The 20,996-nt window shown below is 64.5% G+C and carries 18 protein-coding genes and 1 pseudogene; 7 read left to right on the top strand and 12 right to left on the bottom strand.

Annotated features, from left to right (window positions below; all coding sequences use genetic code 11):
* Positions 1 to 122: 122 nt before the first annotated feature.
* From GGD66_RS01150 to GGD66_RS01125, 6 genes are all read right to left on the bottom strand, one after another.
* A complete protein-coding gene (locus GGD66_RS01150; protein ID WP_028145119.1) occupies positions 123 to 602 on the bottom strand; it encodes a MaoC family dehydratase in 480 nt (159 codons plus the stop codon).
* Positions 603 to 2,318, bottom strand: coding sequence for an AMP-binding protein (locus tag GGD66_RS01145; protein ID WP_183256663.1), 1,716 nt, complete (start codon positions 2,316 to 2,318; stop codon positions 603 to 605).
* Positions 2,319 to 2,446: 128 nt separating this feature from the next.
* The gene (mmsB, locus tag GGD66_RS01140; RefSeq protein ID WP_304489545.1) at positions 2,447 to 3,355 is read right to left on the bottom strand and encodes a 3-hydroxyisobutyrate dehydrogenase; all 909 of its coding nucleotides are present in this window, start codon (positions 3,353 to 3,355) and stop codon (positions 2,447 to 2,449) included.
* A gap of 6 nt (positions 3,356 to 3,361) precedes the next feature.
* Positions 3,362 to 4,429 carry an enoyl-CoA hydratase/isomerase family protein gene (locus tag GGD66_RS01135; RefSeq protein WP_183256662.1) on the bottom strand — a complete coding sequence of 356 codons (1,068 nt, stop codon included), beginning with the start codon at positions 4,427 to 4,429 and terminating at the stop codon, positions 3,362 to 3,364.
* The gene (locus tag GGD66_RS01130) at positions 4,426 to 5,571 is read right to left on the bottom strand and encodes an isobutyryl-CoA dehydrogenase (RefSeq protein ID WP_183256661.1); all 1,146 of its coding nucleotides are present in this window, start codon (positions 5,569 to 5,571) and stop codon (positions 4,426 to 4,428) included. Before GGD66_RS01130 ends, GGD66_RS01135 begins: the two co-directional genes overlap by 4 nt.
* Before the next feature lie 22 nt (positions 5,572 to 5,593).
* Positions 5,594 to 7,090: a CoA-acylating methylmalonate-semialdehyde dehydrogenase gene (locus tag GGD66_RS01125; protein WP_183256660.1), complete on the bottom strand. Its 1,497-nt coding sequence runs from the start codon at positions 7,088 to 7,090 to the stop codon at positions 5,594 to 5,596.
* 102 nt (positions 7,091 to 7,192) lie between these two features.
* On the opposite strand from GGD66_RS01125, the gene GGD66_RS01120 reads away from it, so the two are divergent.
* Positions 7,193 to 8,101, top strand: coding sequence for a LysR family transcriptional regulator (locus GGD66_RS01120; protein WP_018319879.1), 909 nt, complete (start codon positions 7,193 to 7,195; stop codon positions 8,099 to 8,101).
* A 110-nt stretch (positions 8,102 to 8,211) separates the two neighbouring features.
* On the opposite strand, the gene GGD66_RS01115 is transcribed toward GGD66_RS01120, so the two are convergent.
* A complete protein-coding gene (locus GGD66_RS01115; RefSeq protein WP_183256659.1) occupies positions 8,212 to 8,832 on the bottom strand; it encodes a TetR/AcrR family transcriptional regulator in 621 nt (206 codons plus the stop codon).
* A 64-nt stretch (positions 8,833 to 8,896) separates the two neighbouring features.
* Positions 8,897 to 9,430: a PaaI family thioesterase gene (locus GGD66_RS01110; protein ID WP_183256658.1), complete on the bottom strand. Its 534-nt coding sequence runs from the start codon at positions 9,428 to 9,430 to the stop codon at positions 8,897 to 8,899.
* Between the two features lie 154 nt (positions 9,431 to 9,584).
* Here GGD66_RS01110 and GGD66_RS01105 point away from each other — a divergent pair, with 154 nt between their 5' ends.
* The 3 genes from GGD66_RS01105 (at position 9,585) to GGD66_RS01095 (ending at position 13,281) form a co-directional block, all read left to right on the top strand.
* Positions 9,585 to 10,355, top strand: coding sequence for an enoyl-CoA hydratase (locus GGD66_RS01105; RefSeq protein WP_183256657.1), 771 nt, complete (start codon positions 9,585 to 9,587; stop codon positions 10,353 to 10,355).
* Between the two features lie 319 nt (positions 10,356 to 10,674).
* A complete protein-coding gene (locus GGD66_RS01100) occupies positions 10,675 to 11,871 on the top strand; it encodes an acetyl-CoA C-acyltransferase (RefSeq protein WP_183256656.1) in 1,197 nt (398 codons plus the stop codon).
* A 114-nt stretch (positions 11,872 to 11,985) separates the two neighbouring features.
* On the top strand, positions 11,986 to 13,281 hold the full coding sequence (locus tag GGD66_RS01095; RefSeq protein ID WP_092252663.1) for an MFS transporter: 1,296 nt from the start codon (positions 11,986 to 11,988) through the stop codon (positions 13,279 to 13,281).
* Here the strand turns inward: GGD66_RS01095 and GGD66_RS01090 are convergent.
* The 3 genes from GGD66_RS01090 to GGD66_RS01080 all read right to left on the bottom strand — a co-directional run bounded on the left by GGD66_RS01090 (position 13,278) and on the right by GGD66_RS01080 (position 16,584).
* On the bottom strand, positions 13,278 to 14,624 hold the full coding sequence (locus tag GGD66_RS01090) for a carbohydrate porin (protein ID WP_246788751.1): 1,347 nt from the start codon (positions 14,622 to 14,624) through the stop codon (positions 13,278 to 13,280). The two genes, GGD66_RS01095 and GGD66_RS01090, sit on opposite strands and share 4 nt — an antisense overlap.
* Positions 14,625 to 14,678: 54 nt before the next feature.
* The gene (locus GGD66_RS01085; protein ID WP_092252659.1) at positions 14,679 to 15,695 is read right to left on the bottom strand and encodes a transporter; all 1,017 of its coding nucleotides are present in this window, start codon (positions 15,693 to 15,695) and stop codon (positions 14,679 to 14,681) included.
* A gap of 109 nt (positions 15,696 to 15,804) precedes the next feature.
* On the bottom strand, positions 15,805 to 16,584 hold the full coding sequence (locus GGD66_RS01080) for an acetoacetate decarboxylase (RefSeq protein ID WP_092252657.1): 780 nt from the start codon (positions 16,582 to 16,584) through the stop codon (positions 15,805 to 15,807).
* 198 nt (positions 16,585 to 16,782) lie between these two features.
* Here GGD66_RS01080 and GGD66_RS01075 point away from each other — a divergent pair, with 198 nt between their 5' ends.
* The 3 genes and pseudogenes from GGD66_RS01075 to GGD66_RS01065 all read left to right on the top strand — a co-directional run bounded on the left by GGD66_RS01075 (position 16,783) and on the right by GGD66_RS01065 (position 19,875).
* Complete coding sequence (locus tag GGD66_RS01075) at positions 16,783 to 17,958, top strand: patatin-like phospholipase family protein (RefSeq protein WP_018319870.1); 1,176 nt, start codon at positions 16,783 to 16,785, stop codon at positions 17,956 to 17,958.
* A 980-nt stretch (positions 17,959 to 18,938) separates the two neighbouring features.
* Positions 18,939 to 19,334 (top strand): annotated as a pseudogene (locus tag GGD66_RS42150) (YybH family protein); the annotation flags it as partial.
* 265 nt (positions 19,335 to 19,599) lie between these two features.
* Positions 19,600 to 19,875, top strand: a complete 276-nt coding sequence (locus GGD66_RS01065) for a DUF3303 domain-containing protein (protein ID WP_018319867.1) — start codon at positions 19,600 to 19,602, stop codon at positions 19,873 to 19,875.
* A gap of 293 nt (positions 19,876 to 20,168) precedes the next feature.
* Here the strand turns inward: GGD66_RS01065 and GGD66_RS01060 are convergent, their stop codons facing one another.
* Complete coding sequence (locus tag GGD66_RS01060) at positions 20,169 to 20,963, bottom strand: IclR family transcriptional regulator (RefSeq protein WP_183256655.1); 795 nt, start codon at positions 20,961 to 20,963, stop codon at positions 20,169 to 20,171.
* Between the last annotated feature and the right edge of the window lie 33 nt (positions 20,964 to 20,996).

Here is a 20,996-nt window from a genome sequence, read left to right as displayed (position 1 = left end):
AGAGACCCCTCACCCGCCTCGCGTTCCGCGAGGCACCCTCTCCCACAAGGAGAGAGGGTAAAACCCCGCTCTGGGTTGCCTTTTTGAGCAGCGATGGCTGGCCGGGTCAAGCCCGGCCCGGCCTACGCGAAATAGATCAGACCCAGCCACTCCGCGACCAGCGCCGGCTTGTCCTCGCCTTCGATCTCCACGGTGACATTGGTGCGGGACTGCAGTTCGTTGGGCTTACGGAGCTTGGCTTCGGCCAGCACGAAACGGCCGCGGACGCGCTTGCCCGAGCGGACCGGCGAGATGAAGCGCAGCTTGTCGAAGCCATAATTGACGCCCATCGTGGTCCCCGCGATCACGGGCATCACCTCATAGGACATGATCGACAGCAGCGACATCGTCAGGAAGCCGTGCGCGATGGTGGTGCCGAAGGCGGTCTCCTTCTTGGCACGTTCAGGATCGACGTGGATGAACTGGTGATCCTCGATCACGTCGGCGTAGGTGTCGATGCGCGGCTGATCGATCAGGTGCCACGACGACACGCCGATCTCCTTGCCGACCATGGCCTGATAGGCTTCCAAGGAAATCGGCGGCTTCTTCCAGACTTCGTTCACTTAGGTCTCACTCCGTGTTTTCGGCAGTTCCGGAAAATCCTCCTCACGGAATTCCCGGCCGCGCAGCGGATCGTTGCGATCATCGTCCCGCTCCAGCCTGCGTAGCTGCACCCGGCGGATTTTGCCAGAGATCGTCTTCGGCAGCTCGGTGACGATTTCGAGGCGACGGATGCGCTTGAACGGGGCGAGCCGCGTGTGCAGGTGCTGGAAGATCGACAGCGCGGTCTCCGGCGTCCGCTCCGCGCCCGAGGTCAGCAGGACGAACGCCTTGGGGATCGCGAGCCGGATCGGGTCCGGGCTCGGCACCACCGCGGCTTCGGCCACCAGCTCGTGCTCGAGCAGCACGCTCTCCAGCTCGAACGGGCTGATGCGGTAATCCGACGACTTGAACACGTCGTCGGAGCGGCCGACAAAGGTAAGATAGCCCTCGTCGTCTTCGAACACGACATCGCCGCTGCGATAGAGCTCGCCTTCGGCACCGGCGAGCTTGCCGTCGTCGCTCTGATAACCCTGCATCAGGCCGGCGGGCCGCTCGGCGCCGAGCACCAGCGTGACCTCGCCTTCCTTCGCCTTGTTGCCGTCGGCATCGCTGATCTGCACGCGATAGCCAGGCAGCGGCCGGCCCATCGAGCCGATCTTGATGTTCTGGCCCGGCGAGTTGCCGGCCAGCGCCGTGGTTTCGGTCTGGCCGTATCCGTCACGGATGGTGAGCCCCCAGGCCGCCCGCACCTGGTCAATCACTTCAGGATTGAGCGGCTCGCCGGCGCCGCAGACCTCGCGCAAGCTCACCTTGAAGGACGCCAGGTCCTCCTGGATGAACAGCCGCCACACCGTCGGCGGCGCGCACAGCGTGGTGACGCCGCAGCGGCCGATGGTGGCAAGCAGGCTCTTGGCGTCGAAGCGCGGCTGGTTGACCACGAACACGGTGGCGCCCGCGTTCCACGGCGCGAAGAAACAGCTCCAGGCATGCTTGGCCCAGCCGGGCGAGGAGATGTTGAGATGGACGTCACCGGGCTGCAGCCCGATCCAGTACATGGTCGACAGATGCCCGACCGGATAGCTGCGCTGGCTGTGCCGGACAAGTTTTGGTTTTGCAGTGGTCCCCGAGGTGAAATAGAGCAGCATCGGGTCGTCGGCATTAGTCGGCCCATCGGCGCTAAAACTCTCCGGGGCCTTTGCGGCCTCATCATAGGAGAGCCATCCGTCGTGAGCCGTGCCGACCACGATGCGAACGATGTTCTCGGCACCAAGGCTTGCGAATTTCGCGACCTGGTCCTCGGCGGCCACCACCGCCCTCGCCTTGCCGCGATCGAGGCGATCGCGCAGCTCATCCGCGGTGAGCAGCGTGGTCGCGGGGATCACGACGACGCCGAGCTTCATCGCCGCCAGCATCGTCTCCCACAGCGGAACCACATTGCCGAGCAGCAACAGGAGATGATCGCCGCGCTTGAGGCCCTGCGCGCGGAGAAAATTCGCGACCTGGTTCGAGCGCTTGGAGAGCGCCGCAAAGGACAGTTTTGTCTGGCGATCCTGCGCGGCGTCGACGATCCAGAGCGCGGGCCGGTCCTTGGCTTCGGCGTCCTTCGCCAGCTCGTCGAACCAGTCGAGCGCCCAGTTGAAGGGAACCGGATCCGGCCAACGGAATCCCTTGACCGCCTTCTCGTAATCCGTGCGGTGCTTGAGCAGAAACGCGCGCGCGTCCTGAAATGTCGTCATGTTCCGGGCCCGTCGAATTGATCTTCGAACGTAGCCCGGATGGAGCGAAGCGCAATCCGGGGCCGGCTACGCCATTGGAAGCAGCTGTCCCGGATGTCGCTTCGCTCCATCCGGGCTACGAAGCCTCGCTATTTTCCAGCGAGGCTGCGAACGTGCTTGATAATTCCGGAAAAATCCACCCCGCCTTGCCCGGCTGCGTCGAAAGACTGATAGATCTCCTGCGCATGCTTGCCGAGCGGGGTGGCCGCGCCCGCAGCCTTCGCGGCGTCCTGCGCCAGCGTCAGATCCTTCACCATCAGCGCCGAGGCGAATCCCGGCTTGTAGTCGTTGTTGGCCGGCGAGGTCGGCACCGGACCCGGCACCGGGCAATAGGTCGTCAGCGACCAGCACTGGCCCGACGAGGTCGAGGCGACGTCGAACAGCGCCTGGTGCGAGAGGCCGAGCTTCTCGCCGAGCGCGAAAGCTTCGCTCACCGCGATCATGGAAATGCCGAGGATCATGTTGTTGCAGATCTTGGCCGCCTGCCCTGCGCCGGCGCCGCCGCAATGCACGATCTTCTTGCCCATGTTCTCCAGCACGGGCTTTGCCGCCGCGAATGCGCTCTCCTCGCCGCCGCACATGAAGGTGAGCGTCGCGCCCTTGGCGCCGCCGGTGCCGCCGGAGACCGGCGCATCCACCGAGAGCACGCCGTGCTTGCCGGCGAGCGCATGCGCCTGCCGCGCACTCTCGACGTCGATGGTGGAGCTGTCGATGACCAGCGCGCCCTTGGTCATTGCGGGAAGGATTTCATTCCAGACGCCGAGCACATGCTTGCCGGCCGGCAACATGGTGACGACGACATCGGCGCCCTTCACTGCACCCGCGGCGCTGTCGGCGATGCCGGCGCCGTCGGCCTTGGCCTGATTGCGCGAGGCTTCGACGAGGTCGAACGCGACGACCTTGTGGCCGGCCTTGACGAGGTTGGCCGCCATAGGGCCGCCCATGTTGCCGAGACCGATGAATGCGATCGTGGCCATTGTCGTTTCCTCCGCTTCAATCGTTGATTAGTTGAACTTCAGCTCGTCGGCGCCGATCTCGGCGAGATACGGTGCAAGCATTTGCGGCGTCACATCCTCAATTCGTGGCGGCGACCAGATCGGGTTGCGGTCTTTGTCGATCACGGCCGCGCGCACGCCCTCGCGAAAATCATCGCTGCGAAACACCTCCAGCGCGGCGCGGTATTCGCGCACCAGGCATTCCTCCAGGCTCGACGCGGTGCGCGCCAGTCGCAACAGTTTCAGCGTCACCACCATGCCGCGCGGCGATTTCTCGTTGAGCGTCTTCAGCGTCGCCAGCGCGAATTCGGAGCCGTCCCGTTTCAGGGCAGCAAAGATATCTTCCATCCGGTCGAAGCCGAACAATGCGTCGATAGCAGGCTCTTTTGCGGCCACCGGGCCCGCACTCTCACCAGTCGCAAAACTGTTGATGAGCTTGGTCACCTCAGCCGCGGCCACGCCCTGACGGAGCATGGTCAGCGTCTCGCGCAGCGCCGGCCATTTGGCCGCCGGCACCACGGCGTCGGCGAATTTCGCGTGGATCGCGTCGGGCCCGTTCATGGTCTGGCCGGTCAGGCCGAAGTAAGTGCCGACCTCGCCCGGCGAGCGCGACAACAGATAGGTGCCGCCAACGTCGGGGAAGAAGCCGAGCCCGACTTCGGGCATCGCCAGCTTCGTGCGATCAGTGACGATGCGATGGCTGGCATGTGCGGAGAGTCCGACGCCGCCCCCCATCACGATGCCGTCCATGAAAGCGATATACGGCTTTGGGAATTTCTTGATCCGGGCGTTGAGGATGTATTCCTCGCGCCAGAGGATCTTGCCGAGGTCGCCGTTGACCTTCGAGCTCTCCCAGAGCGTGCGGATGTCGCCGCCGGCACAGAGGCCGCGCTCGCCGGAGCCTTCCAGCACGATCACGGCGACGGCCGGATCGACCTCGAAGCGGTCGAGCGCCTTGTCGATGTCGCGAAACATCTCCAGCGTGACGGCGTTGATGGCCTTCGGACGATTGAGCCTGATGATTCCGGCTGCGCCCTCGACGCGGGCAACGAGATCGCCCTCTTCCACTGAACTCATCGCGCACCCTCGATCAGTTTGCGCGCCACGATGAGCCGCATGATTTCATTAGTCCCTTCGAGGATTTGATGCACGCGCAGATCGCGCACGATCTTCTCGATCCCATATTCGCTCAAGTACCCGTAGCCGCCGTGAAGCTGCAGCGCATGGTTGGCGACCTCGAAGCCGACATCTGTGCCGAAGCGTTTTGCCATCGCACACAGCATGGTGGCATCAGGGTCCTTGCGGTCCAGCGCCGCGGCGGCACGCCACAGGAAGGTACGCGCGGCCTCCAGCTCGATCGCCATGTCGGCGAGACGGAATTGCAGCGCCTGGAATTCGTCGAGACGCTTTCCGAACGCCTTGCGCTCCTTCATGTAGGCGCGCGCCTTGTCGAGCGCAGTCTGCGCGCCACCGAGCGAGCATGCGGTGATGTTGAGGCGGCCGCCATCGAGGCCCGCCATCGCGATCTTGAAGCCGATGCCCTCCTCGCCGAGGCGATTGGCGACTGGCACGCGGGCATTCTCGAACGTCACGGCGCGGGTCGGCTGCGCGTTCCACCCCATCTTGCGCTCATTGACGCCGAAGGAGACGCCCGGCGTCTTGCCGTCGATGACGAGGGTCGAGATGCCGCCCGGGCCATCGCCGCCGGTGCGCACCATCGCGACCAGGAGATCGGTGCCGCCGGCGCCGGAGATGAACTGCTTCTGGCCGTTGAGCACGTAGTGATCGCCATCGCGCACGGCGCGCGTACGCAGCGCCGCGGCATCCGAGCCCGCGCCCGGCTCGGTCAGGCAGTAGCTGGCGATCAGCTCCATGGTGCAGAGTTTTGGCAGCCATGTGTGGCGCTGGGTGTCGCTGCCGAAGGCATCGATCATCCAGCTCGCCATGTTGTGGATCGAGATGAAGGCGGAGGTGGTCGGACAGCCCGTCGCCAGCGCCTCGAAGATCAGCGCCGCGTCGAACCGTGTCATTGCGGATCCCCCGACATCCTCGCGAATGTAGATGCCGCCCATGCCCAGCGTCGCGGCCTCGCGCATCACGTCGACGGGGAAATGCTTCTCCTCGTCCCAGCGCAACGCATGCGGCGCGATCTTCTCCGCCGCAAACGCCAACGCCATGTCGCGAACCGCGATCTGATCCTCGTTCAGAGCGAACTGCATATGAGCCTCGCTCTCAAGGGGATCACTTCATCAGCGGGATCGAGAACTCCGCACCTTCCTTGACGCCGGACGGCCAGCGCGAAGTCACCGTCTTGGTCTTGGTGTAGAAGCGGACCGAATCCGGGCCATGCTGGTTGAGATCGCCAAAACCCGACTTCTTCCAGCCGCCGAAGGTGTAATAGGCGATCGGCACCGGGATCGGCACGTTGATGCCGACCATGCCGACATTGACCTTGGCCGCGAAGTCGCGGGCGGCGTCGCCGTCGCGGGTGAAGATCGCAACGCCGTTGCCGTAGTCGTGCTCGGACGGCAGTGCCAGCGCTTCCTTGTAGTCGTGCGCGCGGACGACCGAGAGCACGGGGCCGAAGATCTCTTCCTTGTAGATCCGCATGTCCTTGGTGACGTTGTCGAACAGCGAGCCGCCGAGATAAAAGCCGTTCTCGTAGCCCTGCATCTTGAAGCCGCGGCCATCGACTGCGAGCGTCGCGCCTTCCTTGATGCCGATGTCGATGTAGCCCTTGACCTTCTCGACCGCCTCGCGCGTGACCAGCGGACCGTAATCGGCGGACGGATCGATCGAGGTGCCGATCTTGAGGCTCTCGACCCGCGGGATCAGCTTTTCCATGAGACGGTCGGCGGTGGACTTGCCGACGGGGACCGCGACCGAGACGGCCATGCAGCGCTCGCCCGCCGAGCCATAGCCCGCACCGATCAGCGCGTCGACCGCCTGGTCCATGTCGGCATCCGGCATGATGATGGCGTGGTTCTTGGCGCCGCCAAAGCACTGGCAGCGCTTGCCGGTTTGGGCGGCGCGCTCATAGATGTACTGCGCGATCGGCGTGGAGCCGACGAAGCCGACGGCTTTGATATCGGGATCGTCGAGGATGGCGTCGACCGCCTCCTTGTCCCCGTTGACGACGTTGAGGATGCCGGCCGGCAGGCCTGCCTCGATCATGAGCTCGGCGAGCAGCATCGGCACGCCGGGATCGCGCTCGGAGGGCTTGAGGATGAAGGCGTTGCCGCAGGCGATCGCGGGCGCGAACTTCCACATCGGGATCATTGCCGGGAAGTTGAACGGCGTGATACCGGCGACGACACCGAGTGCCTGGCGCATCGAATAGATGTCGATCCCGGGGCCGGCGCCTTCGGTGTATTCGCCCTTCATCAGATGCGGGATGCCGCAGGCGAACTCGGCGACCTCGAGGCCGCGCTGGATGTCGCCCTTGGCGTCCGGCACGGTCTTGCCGTGCTCGCGGGCCAGCAGCTCGGCCAGCTTGTCGTAGTCGCGCTGCACCAGCTCGACGAATCTCATCATGACACGGGCGCGGCGCTGCGGGTTGGTCGCGGCCCATTCGGGCTGTGCCGCGCGGGCGTTCTCGACGGCGGCGCGGACCTCCGCCTTGGACGCCAGCGCCACCTTGGCCTGGACGTCACCGGTCATCGGCTCGAAAACGTCGGCGGTGCGGCCAGAGGTGCCCTTTACTTCCTTGCCACCGATGAAATGTCCGACTGAACGCATGGAATGATCTCCTTGAGGCCGAGCTTGAACGCTTTGACAAATCCTATCGACCTGCATTTTATAGGATTCAAGTCTGAGATAATGCACCATAGATGTGCGAAAATGCTGGATCAAGGCGCTATCGATTGGGACGACTTTCGCTTCGTGCTGGCCATCGTGCGGGGCGGCTCGGTGTCGGCTGCGGCAAAACAGCTCGGAGTGGACCATGCCACGGTGATCCGCCGCGTCGACCGGCTGGAAAAGCACCTGTCGGCCAAGCTGTTCGACCGGCGCAAGACCGGCTACCTCCTCACCGAGGCCGGCCAGCGCGTTGCCGACAGCGCGGAAGCCATGGAATCGACCATCGTCGCCAACCAGGAGCAGGTCGGCGGCTCGGTGGCGCGTCTGACGGGGACGGTGCGGATCGGCGCGCCCGACGGGTTCGGCACGGCCTTCCTGGCACCGCGGCTGGCCCCCTTCGCCGACCGGTATCCCGATCTCGATCTGCAACTTGTGGCCACCGCGCGGCTGTTCAGTCTCTCCAAGCGCGAGGCCGACATCGCCATCAGCCTGACCATGCCGAAAGAAGGCCGCATCGTCGGCCGCAAGCTGCTCGACTACCGCCTCGGCCTCTACGCCGCACCCGCCTATCTCGACCGCTTCCCTGCGATCACCTCGCGGCAGGATCTGCCGCAGCACCGCTTCGTCGGCTACATCGAAGAGCTCTTGTTCACGCCGGAACTCGATTATCTGCCGCAGGTGTCGCCACGGATCTCCGCGCGCTTCCGCAGCGCCAATCTGATCGCGCAGCTCAACGCCACGCTCTCGGGCTTCGGCATCGCGGTGCTGCCGCACTTCATGGCGAGCGATTATCCGCAACTCGTTCCGGTGCTGCCCGAGGAGATCTCGATCACGCGGACATTCTGGATGCTGATGCACGCCGACAGCAAGGATCTGGCGCGGATCAGAGCGGTGGCGGATTACATCGGCGAGATCGTCGAGCGCGAACGGGCGCTGTTTGCGGGGCGGTAGCGACGGTCCCGTAGGGTGGGCAAAGGCGCAAAGCGCCGTGCCCATCATCTCTCTTCGATAGCGACGAAGTCGTGGGCACGCTTCGCTTTGCCCACCCTACGGCACCTCGCCTAGGTCTTCACCTTCTTCACCGCCGCCGCCGCCTTCGGCTCGCGCTTCGTGCCCTCCAGCGCACTGTCCCGGCCCACCTTCAACACCTCGTCGGACAGCTCGCTCGACCCGGCAATGCGGGCCAGCAGCATGGTGCCGGCCATCGTCGCCAGCGTCGCGACCGCCTGCTTGCGTGCGGCCTTGCGCGGCATGTTCGGAATGTTGTCCGCCAGCTGCTCGATCATCTCGTCGAGCTTGCCGGCAAATGCCTTTCGCGCCTTCGGGCTCTCGCGGGCGATCTCGGCACCGAGAGCGGGAATCGAGCAGCCATGGCCGGGATTGTCGCGATGCAGCGCCGACAGGTAGGCCTCCGCGATTATCGCCAGCCGCTTGTCCGGCGAAACCTCGTCGGTGATCTTGCGCCAGTGCTCCATCGAGCGGTCCATCGCATAACCGAACGCCTCGATCACCAGCGCCTCGCGGGAATCGAAATGCGCGTAGAAGCCGCCATGGGTCAGACCTGCCTCCTTCATGAGGTCGGCGACGCCGATGCCATGGGCGCCCTTTTCGCGCAGCCGCACGGAGGCCTTCCTCACGATGCGGTCGTGGGTTTCCTGCTTGTGTTCCCGGGAGTAGCGCATGCGGTTCTCATTGAATGTCGATGGTCATCTCATAACACGCAAATGACGAAAAGGGTGCATTAATTCATGTTAAGTTGCTTCCGATCATGGAAAACGTTGCAGTTGCGTGCACCGCAAGGGCGCCCTTGCCGTCCCGGACGAAGCCTTCGGTGTAGCTGGTCTGCCGCCCCAGCTTGATCACCCTGCCTTCGGCCGAGATCAGGCCCGAGCGAACCGAGAGCGGACGCAGGAAGGTCATTTTCAGGTCGAGCGTCACGGAGCTCTGCCCGGCTTCCAACCGGGTCGAGATCGCGCATCCCATCGCGGTATCGAGCAGCGCAGCTGCGGTCGCGCCGTGGATCAGTCCGATGGTGTTTTCGAGATCCTCGCGCGGCTCCAGTTCCAGGACGATCCGACCCGGCTCGACCACCCCCACATTGAAGCCGATCAGTTTTGCAAAAGGCGGCGGCGGCAGCCGGCCGTCGCGAATGCCCAGCATGGCGTCCATGCCCGACAGGCCCATCGCGACTTTCGCGACCGGCGCCGGCACCTGCCAGTCCACCACGCGCTCGCGCCGCTGCGCGGGCGAAAACAGTTCGAGTTGGTCGGCTTCAGTCATGGGATCCCTTTTGTATGATATATGTCATACTATGCGACGGACTTCGCACTTGCAACTCGCCCCCACCCCCGCTTGACAACAAGGACGTTTCGGCCCGGAAGTGGCACCTACCCGCGCGCCTCGCGCCGGTCCACGAAACCTTCGAGATGCCACGATGGAAATGCTCAACCACCACTGCAGCGTGACGCGCGATACGCGCGGGGTCGTTCATGTCGCGATCTGCAACGCCGGCCCGCTCAATATTCTCGGCTCGCCGGTGACCGACGCCGTACGCGAAGGCCTGCAGCGGCTTGCATCCGACCGCAGCATCCGCGTCGTGGTGCTGCGCGGCCAGAGCGAGAAGAGCATGATCGGCGGCGCCGACATCAAGGAGATGGCCAAGCTCGAGCAGAAATCGGCGGAGGCCTTCATCAGCCGCCTGCGCGATCTCTGCGAAGCGGTGCGCCAATTCCCGGCACCGGTGATCGCCCGCATGCCCGGCTGGTGCCTCGGCGGCGGCCTCGAAGTGGCGGCCGCCTGCGATTTCCGGATTGCCGCGCATGATGCGCATTTCGGCATGCCGGAGGTACGCGTCGGCATCCCCTCGGTGATCCACGCAGCGCTCTTGCCGCGCCTGATCGGCTGGGCCCGGGCGCGCTGGCTGGTGATGACGGCGGAGAACATCGACGCAGCCACCGCGCTCGCCTGGGGGCTGGTCGACAAGGTGGCACTTGAGGGCGGACTGGATGCCGAGATCGAGCATCTCGTGAACGCACTGCTCGCATGCGGCCCCGAAGCGTTGCGCTCGCAGAAGGCGCTGCTGCGACAGTGGGAGGAACTGCCGCTGACGGAGTCGGTGAATTTGAGCGTGAAGGTGTTCGGCGAGTCGTTCCTCACGGACGAGCCGACGCGGCTGATGCAGGCGTTCGTGAACAGGAAGCGGTAGGCGCGCTGTGATGGGTTAGACTCTCTCCATTTTAAAGGCGTCATGCCCCGGCTTGACCGGGGCATCCAGTACGCCGCAGCCTCTCGGCTCAATCATAGCCGCCTCTGGAATACTGGATCGCCCGGTCAAGCCGGGCGATGACAGCGGTGTGTGTGGAACGACCAAGCTTCATCCGCACCCGGCCCAACCTCCCTGCCCGTCTCACACGACCAAATCTCATGCGAACCGCAAGATTTTCTCATCCCTGTCGCGGTTGCATTTTTTGCGGCGCATCATATGATGATCATAATCCTACACATCATCGCCAGGGAGTCCCATCATGGCCGAAGCCGCCGATCCCGTCGTCATCGTCTCCGCCGCCCGCACCCCGCTGGGCCGCTTCATGGGCGAGCTCTCGCCTCTTCCCGCGCACGAGCTCGGGTCACACGTGATCGGCGCGGCGCTGGAGCGCGCAAGACTCGCACCCGAGAAAGTCGACGAGGTCTTCATGGGCTGCGTGCTGCCGGCCGGCCAGGGCCAGGCACCCGCGCGGCAGGCGGCGCGCGCGGCCGGGCTGCCCGACGCCACCGGCGCGACCACGGTCAACAAGGTCTGCGGTTCCGGCATGAAGGCAACCATGCTGGCGCACGACATCATTCGCGCCGGCTCGGCCGACATCGTCGTCTCCGGCGGCATGGAGAGCATGAGCAACGCGCCCTATCTCCTCGCCAAGGCGCGCGGCGGCTACCGCGTCGGCCACGACCGCATCATCGACCACATGATGATGGATGGCCTTGAGGACGCCTACGAGACCGGCCGTTCCATGGGCGATTTCGGCGAGGCCACCGCGGAGACGTACCAGTTCACCCGCAAGGACCAGGACGCCTATGCGATGGAGACGCTGAGCCGCGCCCGCAAGGCGGTCGAGGGCGGCGCGTTCAAGGCTGAGATTGCGCCGATCACGCTCGCGGAAAGGGCCGGTCCCCGCATCGTCGCCAATGATGAGCATCCGCTGAAGGTCGATCCGGCCAAGATCCCAGGCCTGAAGCCGGCGTTCCGCGCCAACGGCACCATCACGCCGGCCGCCTCCTCCGCCAATGCTGACGGCGCCGCGGCGCTGGTGCTGGCGAAGCGCTCGCTCGCCGATCGGGGCGGCTTGCCCGTTCTCGCGGAGATCAAGGGCCACGCCACCCACAGCCAGGAGCCGCAATGGTTCACCACGGCGCCGATCCCGGCGATCCGCAAGCTGCTCGACAAGGTCGGTTGGGCTGCCTCCGACGTCGATCTGTTCGAGATCAACGAGGCCTTTGCCGTGGTGGCGATGGCGGCACAGCGCGATCTCGGCATTCCCCGAGATAAGCTGAACATCAATGGCGGCGCCTGCGCGCTCGGGCATCCCATCGGCGCCACCGGCGCGCGGCTGATCGTGACGCTGCTGCATGCGCTCGAGGCGAACAACCTCAAGCGCGGTATCGCCGCGCTCTGCATCGGCGGCGGCGAAGCCACGGCGATCGCGGTGGAGCGGCTGGCGCGCTGACGCGCGGGTGTCCGAAATAGAGGGAAGTCTGTCATTTCAGACTTCCCTTCCCCATGCCAGACTGGAACCATGACGCGAGTCCGACCCGGGCTCGCCAAACCACATTGAGGCCCAATGATCTCGAACTGGCTCGCGGCAGCATTGTCCCGCCGCAACATTCATTATGGCTGGGTGATGGTCGGCGTGACCTTCCTCGCCGCGCTGATCAGCGCCGGCACGGTCGGCGCGCCCGGGGTGTTCATCGTTCCGCTTCAAAAGGAGTTCGGCTGGAGCACGGCGCAGATCTCCTCCGCACTGTCGATCCGTTTCATCCTATTCGGACTGATGGCGCCATTCGCGGCCGCCCTGCTCAACCGCTACGGCCTGCGCAACGTCACGCTGGCGGCACAGCTAATCGTTGTCTCGGCGCTCGTGCTCTCGCTCGGCATGACCGAGGTCTGGCAGCTCGTCGCGCTGTGGGGCGTGGTGATCGGCATCGGCACCGGCATGACCGCGCTGGTGCTCGGCGCAACCATTGCCACGCGCTGGTTCGCGGCACGGCGCGGCCTCGTCGTCGGCATCATGACCGCGAGCGTCGCCACCGGCCAGCTCGTGTTCCTGCCGCTGCTCGCAAGCCTCACCGAACGCTATGGCTGGCGGCTCGCGCTCGGCTTCGTCTGCATCATGCTCGCCGTCTCCGCGCTGGCCGTCCTGCTCGCGATGCGCGACCGGCCGAGCGATGTCGGTCTGCGTCCGTTCGGCGATGAGGGCACCGAGCCCCTGCCCGCCCCGCCTGTGAGCCACGGCTCGATCACGGGCGTGGCGCTCGGCACGCTGCGCGACGCCTCGAAGTCGACTGCATTCTGGATCCTGTTTGCGACCTTCTTCGTGTGCGGCGCTTCCACCAACGGCCTCGTCCAGGTGCACCTGATCCCGATGTGCCTCGATTTCGGCATCCCGCAAGTGCAGGCCGCGAGCCTGCTTGCGGCCATGGGCATCTTCGACTTCTTCGGCACCATCATGTCGGGCTGGCTGTCGGACCGCTATGACAATCGCTATCTCCTGTTCTGGTATTACGGCCTGCGCGGGCTCTCGCTGATCTTCCTTCCCTTCAGCGACTTCTCGTTCTACGGCCTGTCAATCTTCGCGATGTTCTACGGTCTCGACTGGATCGCAACCGTACCGCCGACGGTGCGCCTCACCGCGCAAAAGTTCGGGCCCGAGCGCGCCAATCTGGTGTTCGGCTGGATCTTTGCGGGCCACCAGCTCGGCGCCGGGACCGCCGCCTTCGGCGCTGGTCTCTCGCGGACGGTCTATGAGAGCTACCTGCCCGCGTTCTTCATCGCCGGCGCGCTCTGCGTGTTCGCCTCGCTGATCGTGCTGGCGCTGTCGCGGCAGCCGAAACTACAGCCGGCGGCGGCCTCGGCCTAGTACCGGATCGTGGAGGTGACGCCGAACACCGCGGCGTCACCGATCCGCGAAACACCGCTGGGATCGTTCGGGTTCTGAATTCCGCCCGAGGGGCGGAACACATATTGGAAGTATGGCGCGATCAACCAGCCCGGCTTGACGTGCGCCTCGTAGATCATCTCGATCAGTGTCTCGTTGCTGCGCACCGGGCTGCGGATGCCGGTGAAGGCCTGCGTATCGACGTCGAGATTGCGCGCAGTGTTCGAGATCCGCATGTAGGCCATCGCCACGCCGAACCGGTCGAGCGGACGGCCCGGCGTGAAGCCGACGAAGCCGATGCCGCCGTCCATATAGAGATCGATCAGATTGCGGTCCGGCGGGCTGTAGGCGATGCGGCCGAACGCGGTGATGCCGGGGAGCGAGGCCGACGTGCTGGTCTCGGTGACCTCAGGCGGGCGATAGAGCACCTGCTCGATCACGGCGAAGATGCCGTAATTGCCTTTGAGCCTTGCAGGAATACCGCTGCCGCCGGGATCGGCGATCGACATCCCCTCCGCCGTCAAGCGCTGGCTGTCGAACGAGCCGTAATGCTTCCACGCACCCGGCGTGAAATTGCCGGCGAGCGGGCGGCCGCCGATATCGATGGCGTAGTTGAAGCGGACCTGCCCGATCACCCACGGCGGATCGTTGATGCGGAATGCCAGGCCATGATGATCGCGCAGCTGCGGATCGACATCGCCGGGCCCTGACGGATCGCCGTTGAACACCGCACCATAAGCGGTGATCTTGTCGGTCAGCGCGGCCTTGATGCGAATGCCGGGCACCGCGATCGGCGGCGCCGGGCCGCCGGCCGGAAGGTTGCTGGCCTTGATCGCCGGCCAGCCGAAGGTGCCGTTGACGAAGAGGTCGTCGGTCTGGCTGTCGAAGAACTCGACATCGGCGGCCTGCTGGCCGGCCCGGATGTTCAGGCGGTCATTGAAAAAGCTCTGCTCGAAATAGGCATTGTAGAGCCGCTGGTCCGGCAGCGCCTCGATCTCGCTGATGGTGGCGAGGTTCATCACGTAGTTGCGGGAAAGGCCCTGGCCGTAGATGATGAAGGCATTGGCGTAAAAGCGGCCACCGGTCCAGCCGACCAGCTTGTCGAGGTCGGCATCGACCGACAGATCGAGCCGGCCGAAATGGATGGCGCCGCGCTTCACGCCGCCGGCGGCATTGGCGATATTGTCTGCGATATAGGTGGCGCCAAAATTCAGGCCCTTGCCGGCAAGGCCGTCATGCCACGCGTTGAACCATTTGGGAAACAGCCATGCGGCCGCGCTCTCGTCCTTGGCGCCGGCGCGCGCGCTCGTCGCCGTGCAGGCCATCGCAATCGCGGCCGCTACGGATATTTGGGTCGCCCAACTCACCATCGACACACGCTACTTGAAGATACCGGTGCGCCTCATGAAGAGATAGGCCGCAGCAACCGAGGAGGCCATCAGCACCGCTGCCCAGAGGAATCCGCTCTCGACCTCGGTCAACGGCAGGCCCTTGGTGTTCATGCCGAAGATGCCGGTGATCAGCGTCGGCGGCAGCAACAGCGAGGTCACGATCGAGAGGGTGTGGAGATGGCGATTGCTCTCCTCCTCGTTCTTGAACCGCAGCTCCTCCTCGAGCAGGCGGCTGCGTTCGCGCAGCTCGACGATGTCGTGATCGAGGCCATCGAGCCGCTGCGCGAGCTTGCCGGCCTGGATCCGCAACGCCGGCGACAAATGATCGGTGTTCTTCTGATCGAGACGGTGAAACAGCGTGCGCAATCCCGTGAGCTGCCGATGCAGCCGCACGCAGGTGCGGCGGAGCCGGCCGAGGTTGCGGCGCATCTCGGGCCTGGCGTCATCGGCGAGGATGCGCTCCTCGATATCGTCGATCTCCTGGCCGAGCTTGTCGGCCATCCGGTCCAGCGTGTCGGCGACCTCGTCGACGATCTTTTCGAGCAGATGAGCGACGTTGTCGACGCGGTAGCCGCCTTCGAGCACCCGCCGCGTGGCGTCCGCCGAGCACAGTGCCTGGTGGCGGCCGGAGACCAGCAGCCGCTCGGTCATGGCAAAGCGGAGGAACGCGGTCTCCTCCGTCGCGCTGTCGATCTCGCGTACGAGGTCGGAGAATACGCCGTAGACACAGTGGTCGATGACGTGAAGCTGCTGGAAGGTGTCGCTCGACAGCAGCAGCTCGCGCGCCAGCGGCGGCAGCTGCGACGCTCCGATCCAAGGCCGTGCCCGCGCGTCAGTCAGGTTGAAATGCAGCCAGAGCCGGCCGTCATGGCTGAACTCGATCGGCTGGTCGATCGGCAGCGCCTCGGCACTGCCGTCGCTGTGCAGGCGAAAGGCCCAGACCAGGCCGGGAATGGCGGGATCAGTGCTCGATAAGGCGCTGACAAGCTTTGCCGGCTCAGCCATGGCCAACCCCAACCGCCAACAACTGCCCCATTCCGGACGATGGCTGACGGCATCTTCCGGACCCAGGCGGTACTCAATTACGCCAGTGTTACAGTTTGATGATGCCGCCCTATTCCGCCGCCAGCCCGGTCGCGGCCGCCTCGGCTTGCCTGATGTAGTCGTGCACGACGCGGCCGAACGGCAGCGTCAGATCGGCGATGTAGTGATGCGCGCCGAGGCAGCGGCGCACCGGGAAATCCGCGACCGGCGCGTTGACATGCGGCACCAGATGCAGCCGTCCCGGCCCCATCCAGGAGCCCTTCGGCACGATGTCGACGAGGTTGATCGCGACCAGCTGGCAGACCTCGAGACGGCCGTCGACGCCCGGGATCATCTTCAGATTGATCTGCGTCTTCGACAGCGTGGCGCGGGTGAGATCGCCGTTGCCGGCCATGCTCTCGTGCTTGTAGCCCATGGTGCCCATGGCGACGAGCTGGCCGGCATATTCCAGCGTGCCCGTCAGCGTGTCCTTGACGATCTCGAGCTTGGGATGTGCGTACTTCTTGGGAAAGCCCCAGATCTCGCGGCCGGCGGCGATCGGCGGATCGTCGTCGAGATACATCTGCGAGACGAAATTGACCTCCTCGCCATTGAGGCGCGCGGGGATGACGAGGCCGGATTCGGTGTAGCTGCCGAAGCCGGAGGAGTCAGGCATCCTGATCCATTCGTAATGCACGATCGGCTGGTCGATCGGCTGCAGCGGCTCGGGCAGGCCGGCGCGGATCAGCTCCGGATCGGTCTCGTAGGTGATGACGAGGAATTCGCGGTTGACGAACCGATACGGCCCGGCCGGATAGCTCGGCCCCGCCGCCGGCATGGACGGAAGTCTCAGCACGTCTTCGCTACGCATCGCAGGTCTCCTGTGATCCTGATCGGCGGCAATTGCTAGCGATCCTCATTGACTGCGATGTGAAGCTTTTCCGTCAGCCGCACGACCCCTGCCGTTGCAGCGTGGTCGGTCTGCGTTGCCGGCGCTGCATCGGTGCCGCCTTGTCATCACGCCGTCACCACGGGACGCAATCGTCTGGCGCAAGCAGGAGGCATCGCCATGGACGCCCGCACGTCGCAACCGACATATCAGACACATCAGGCGCCCTCGCGGGGCTGGCGGCCCGAGCGCTGCGATCGCGTCGCGCTGGTGCTGCAGGGCGGCGGCGCGCTCGGCGCCTACCAGGCCGGCGTCTATCAGGCGCTGCACGAGGCCGGCATCGAGCCCGACTGGGTCTGCGGCGTCTCGATCGGCGCGATCAACTCCGCCATCATCGCCGGCAACAAGCCGGAGAAGCGGCTCGAGGCGCTGCGCATCTTCTGGGAGCGCATCACCAACCGCAAGATCTGGCACTACACCCCTGATGGCGACGTCTTCCGCCAGTGGCGCAACCTCACCAGCGCCTGGATGACCTCGGCGATGGGCCAGCCCGGCTTCTTCACCCCGCACCAGGTCAATCCCTGGTTCAGTCCGGTCGGCGCGCGCACCGCGACCAGCTATTACGACACGATGCCGCTGAAGGAGAGCCTGCTCGAGCTGGTCGACTTCGATCTCATCAACGAAAAAAGGGTCCGCTTCGCGGTCGGCGCAGTCAACGTGCTCTCGGGCAATTTCATCTATTTCGACAATTCCCATGACGAGATCGAGCCGGAGCACATCATGGCCTCCGGCGCCCTGCCCCCGGCGCTGCCGATGGTGCGGATCGGCACCGATCATTTCTGGGACGGCGGCATCGTCTCCAACACACCGCTGCAGCATCTGCTCGACCAGGAGGATGCGCTCAACTCGCTGGTGTTCCAGGTCGACCTGTTCAGCGCGCGCGGCGTGCTGCCGCGCTCGATCCAGGACGTGATGGCCCGCCACAAGGACATCATGTATTCCTCGCGCACGCGCCACAACACGGACGTCTATCGCCGCACCCACAATCTCAAGGTCCTGCTCCACAAGGCGCTGGCGAAGCTGCCGGACGAGCAGCTGTCCGACGAGGAGCGCAAGCTGAAGGCGAGCCTGTGCCACATGCCGGAGATCGCGATCCTGCATCTGATCTACCAGCAGAAGGCCTATGAGGGCGACGCCAAGGACCACGAATTCTCGGGCACCTCGATGCGCGAGCACTGGACCAGCGGCTATGAGGACACCAAGCGCACCCTGAAGCGCCGCGACTGGATCAAGATGCCGGAGGAAGGCATGGGCCTCGTGGTGCACGACGTGCACCGGGAGACGGAGAGCGCGTAGGAGCGCTCGTGTCCCGGACGCGCTGCAATGCGTAGCATTGCTGCGCAGAGCCGGGACCCAGACACTGCGCGATCCGTCGCAACATAGGCCCCGGCTCTGCAGCCGCATCGTCGTTCTGGACGATGCTTTGCATCGCCAGGGGAACGCCGCGCTACGTCCGGGGCACGAAACTGCCCATAAAACATGATCCATTCAGAAGACACACTGTCGCAATCTCGCGGCTCATTTCGCCTGAGCTTTGCTCTCTTCGTTGCCCTTCTTGTTCAGAAAGGGCGCAGGGAAGGCCGGGCGCCGGCTGGCACCCGCGGTCCCGTGTGCGAACAAGACGCGCACGGGGTGGACTACAGGTGTAGCCGTGCGACCGGCCTTCCCTGCGCGAATGGCTTTACGGCTTATGTCGCGCTCTCCCCGGGGAGCGATGCACTATTGCCCCCGTCGCCTTGCGGATGACTGATGTACGAACCCGGTTGGGCCGCAACATCACCGCAACACTTGACGCACAGACCCCGGGCGTCAGGACCACACGATTTTGCCGTCCGCGCACATCCCCGTTCCTGTCCCCGATGGCTTGCGTGCGCTCACCATCGAGGCCGAACCGAGGACGCCGTCAGCGCCGTGTCGTATCGCGCGTGCTGCTGCTCACGGGATTCCCGCCCTGCAGCCAGCCCAGCGCGCCGACGCCGTCGCGGCCACCGCCTCCCGGCCCGCGTCTCGTGACGATCGCGAAACGCCCCTTGCGACGGGCGGGATGGGCCATTGATACGACATATCCGAAATTCGGTAAATAGGAATGTTTTTGCGTCGAGGGATTGACAGGGGTGTTTTGCCCGACGGGCGGCGAGCGCGCGCCTGGTCAAGCGTTCGAGCCGCGACATGGAGTACTCGTCAGGTCAATTGCCCGTCAATTTCCACTGCGCAGCTTCGTCAACGGTGCTGACGGTAATTCTCCGGAATTGCTGTTGCGTCTTCCCCGGTCTGGGATGGACCATTCAATGCATCCACTTCGAGACAGACGACTGCCCCTGTATCTGTATCGTACATTGAGTCTGGAGATGATCATGCGCAACATTGCATCGGCGATTGCAATCGTGATCTCGTTGAGCGCGCCGGCTTTGGCTCAGAAGGCCGAGATCGAAGCAAACAACGCGAAATGGATAGAGATGTTCAACAAGGGAGATTTTTCCGGGATTGCGTCCCTCTACAGTGCCGATGCGACCGCGCTCCCGCCCGGCTCCGCGATGGTGCAGGGCCGACCAGCCATCGAGGTCATGTGGAAAAGCATGGCTGAACAAGTGACCGATCCGAAGCTCACAACGGTGGATGTCAAGCCACTCGGTTCTTCCGCGGCCCGTGAGATCGGCACGTTCGTCCTGAAGACCAAGGGATCGACACCGCAGGACGTGACCGGAAAGTATGTCGTCGTCTGGGAGAAGGTCTCGGAGACGACTGGAAGCTCGCCACCGACATCTGGAACGACGGCAAGTAGCCGTCTTACCTCCAAACCAGCGCTTGCGCAGAAGCAGGAGGGATCAAACCGACGCGCGTGTTCATTCGCCGTTGTCATTCGATACGCAGGCGCTATCGTGCGCATGCGGCGCAGCCGCGACATTCATCCGATAATTCTAGTCATGGGAGAATCGCATGAAATTCATAACCACCTGGAGCGTACCTCAAGGCACCTTCAATGCAGCCGTCGCCCGCTTTCTCGAGACCGGTGGCGCACCACCCGAGGGCGTCAAGATGCTGGGTCGCTGGCATGGCATGAACGGACAGGGATTTGCGATCTCTGAATCGAGTGATCCAAAAGCCATGTATCGTTGGCTCGCGCAATGGTCTGACCTGCTCCCGTTGACCGTCACGCCCTGCCTCGAGGACGGAGACGCGGGCGAGGTGATGGCGTCGCTCCCCAAGCGTTGATCATCAATACTCACGTCGCTGCCGCCGCTGAAACCGGCGGTGGTGACGTGTTCAACCGTGGTGAAGTCGCCGCTAAAGCGCGATGCGAATGGGTGAATCGTCATCGCGCTTTAGGTTGTTGTTTAAGCATGATCTTTTCGAAAAGCCGCTGCGCACTTTTCCGGCTCATGCTTTAGCGCTTAGAGAGGGGCTGAATCTCCCGTTGATCGAGGCGGTCGATTGGCGCGCGGCCGTTCGTGCTGGCCCAGCCAGATCATGAGGAGAACCAGCGCGCCAGCGAGACCGCTGAACCATCATTGGGCACTTGCGCCATCGTCGTCCTCAACCTGCAGAATGGTCTCCGACAGCAGGGCGGCTGCCTTTTGAAGCGGCGCGATGAACCGGTCCAGTTCGACGAAGCTCACGCGCGCCACCGGCACTGAGACGCCCAGGCAAGCGATCAATTCTCGATCGGGGGACAGAATGGGGACGGCGCACCCCACAACGCCCTTGACGTATTCTTCGTTTGTCTTGGCCCAGCCCTTCTGCCGCGTGTCCTCGAGGGTCTTCATCAGTCCGTGGACATCGACGATCGTCGTGTCCGTGTATCTGGTCAGAGGGAGTGCGCGGCACAAATTCGCCCTCGCCCGCTCAGGCAGTCTGCTCATGTAGATCTTTCCGGTCGACGTGCAGTGTAGCGGCGCCGCTTCTCCCGGATTGAACTGAAGGCCTTGCGGCTCCGAAACGCGAACGCTGTCGACATAGGCAACGACATTGTCGCGGACGACGCCAATCTCGCACTGTTCGCCGATCTCTCCCGCAACCGCCCGAAGCACCGCGTGCCGTCGCGCGGTGCGGAAGGCCGCTCCGATGACGGTCGCGGACAGTGTGACGAGCTGGTTTCCGACAACGTAACGCTTGGTCCCCAACGCCTTCTGAAGCAGTCCGCGGTCCTCGAGATTTCCGATCAACCTGTGCGCCGTCGGCAGCGGCAGCGAGAGAGCCTTTGCGATCTCGGCCGCCGAGACGGCTTTGCGCTGGTCGGCGACGTGCCGAACGATCGCGAAAGCACGATCCAATGGCCCGTCCTTCTGAATGCGCTTCGTCATTGCCCCCGGCCAAATTAGCTAGCGAAATCAGGA

The sequence above is a fragment of the Bradyrhizobium sp. CIR48 genome (assembly GCF_014198315.1).
Classification (GTDB): Bacteria; Pseudomonadota; Alphaproteobacteria; order Rhizobiales; family Xanthobacteraceae; genus Bradyrhizobium.
Note: the sequence above shows the minus strand (reverse complement) of the source record. Positions and strands in the feature narration are given on the sequence as shown.

What these genes read in the sequence shown, in the direction of transcription:
- GGD66_RS01145 (WP_183256663.1), bottom strand. Translation starts at nt 2,318, where the DNA reads ATGACGACATTTCAGGACGCGCGCGCGTTTCTGCTCAAGCACCGCACG.
- GGD66_RS01135 (WP_183256662.1), bottom strand. Translation starts at nt 4,429, where the DNA reads ATGAGTTCAGTGGAAGAGGGCGATCTCGTTGCCCGCGTCGAGGGCGCA.
- GGD66_RS01130 (WP_183256661.1), bottom strand. Translation starts at nt 5,571, where the DNA reads ATGCAGTTCGCTCTGAACGAGGATCAGATCGCGGTTCGCGACATGGCG.
- GGD66_RS01125 (WP_183256660.1), bottom strand. Translation starts at nt 7,090, where the DNA reads ATGCGTTCAGTCGGACATTTCATCGGTGGCAAGGAAGTAAAGGGCACC.
- GGD66_RS01120 (WP_018319879.1), top strand. Translation starts at nt 7,193, where the DNA reads ATGCTGGATCAAGGCGCTATCGATTGGGACGACTTTCGCTTCGTGCTG.
- GGD66_RS01115 (WP_183256659.1), bottom strand. Translation starts at nt 8,832, where the DNA reads ATGCGCTACTCCCGGGAACACAAGCAGGAAACCCACGACCGCATCGTG.
- GGD66_RS01110 (WP_183256658.1), bottom strand. Translation starts at nt 9,430, where the DNA reads ATGACTGAAGCCGACCAACTCGAACTGTTTTCGCCCGCGCAGCGGCGC.
- GGD66_RS01105 (WP_183256657.1), top strand. Translation starts at nt 9,585, where the DNA reads ATGGAAATGCTCAACCACCACTGCAGCGTGACGCGCGATACGCGCGGG.
- GGD66_RS01100 (WP_183256656.1), top strand. Translation starts at nt 10,675, where the DNA reads ATGGCCGAAGCCGCCGATCCCGTCGTCATCGTCTCCGCCGCCCGCACC.
- GGD66_RS01095 (WP_092252663.1), top strand. Translation starts at nt 11,986, where the DNA reads ATGATCTCGAACTGGCTCGCGGCAGCATTGTCCCGCCGCAACATTCAT.
- GGD66_RS01090 (WP_246788751.1), bottom strand. Translation starts at nt 14,624, where the DNA reads ATGGCCTGCACGGCGACGAGCGCGCGCGCCGGCGCCAAGGACGAGAGC.
- GGD66_RS01085 (WP_092252659.1), bottom strand. Translation starts at nt 15,695, where the DNA reads ATGGCTGAGCCGGCAAAGCTTGTCAGCGCCTTATCGAGCACTGATCCC.
- GGD66_RS01080 (WP_092252657.1), bottom strand. Translation starts at nt 16,584, where the DNA reads ATGCGTAGCGAAGACGTGCTGAGACTTCCGTCCATGCCGGCGGCGGGG.
- GGD66_RS01075 (WP_018319870.1), top strand. Translation starts at nt 16,783, where the DNA reads ATGGACGCCCGCACGTCGCAACCGACATATCAGACACATCAGGCGCCC.
- GGD66_RS01065 (WP_018319867.1), top strand. Translation starts at nt 19,600, where the DNA reads ATGAAATTCATAACCACCTGGAGCGTACCTCAAGGCACCTTCAATGCA.
- GGD66_RS01060 (WP_183256655.1), bottom strand. Translation starts at nt 20,963, where the DNA reads ATGACGAAGCGCATTCAGAAGGACGGGCCATTGGATCGTGCTTTCGCG.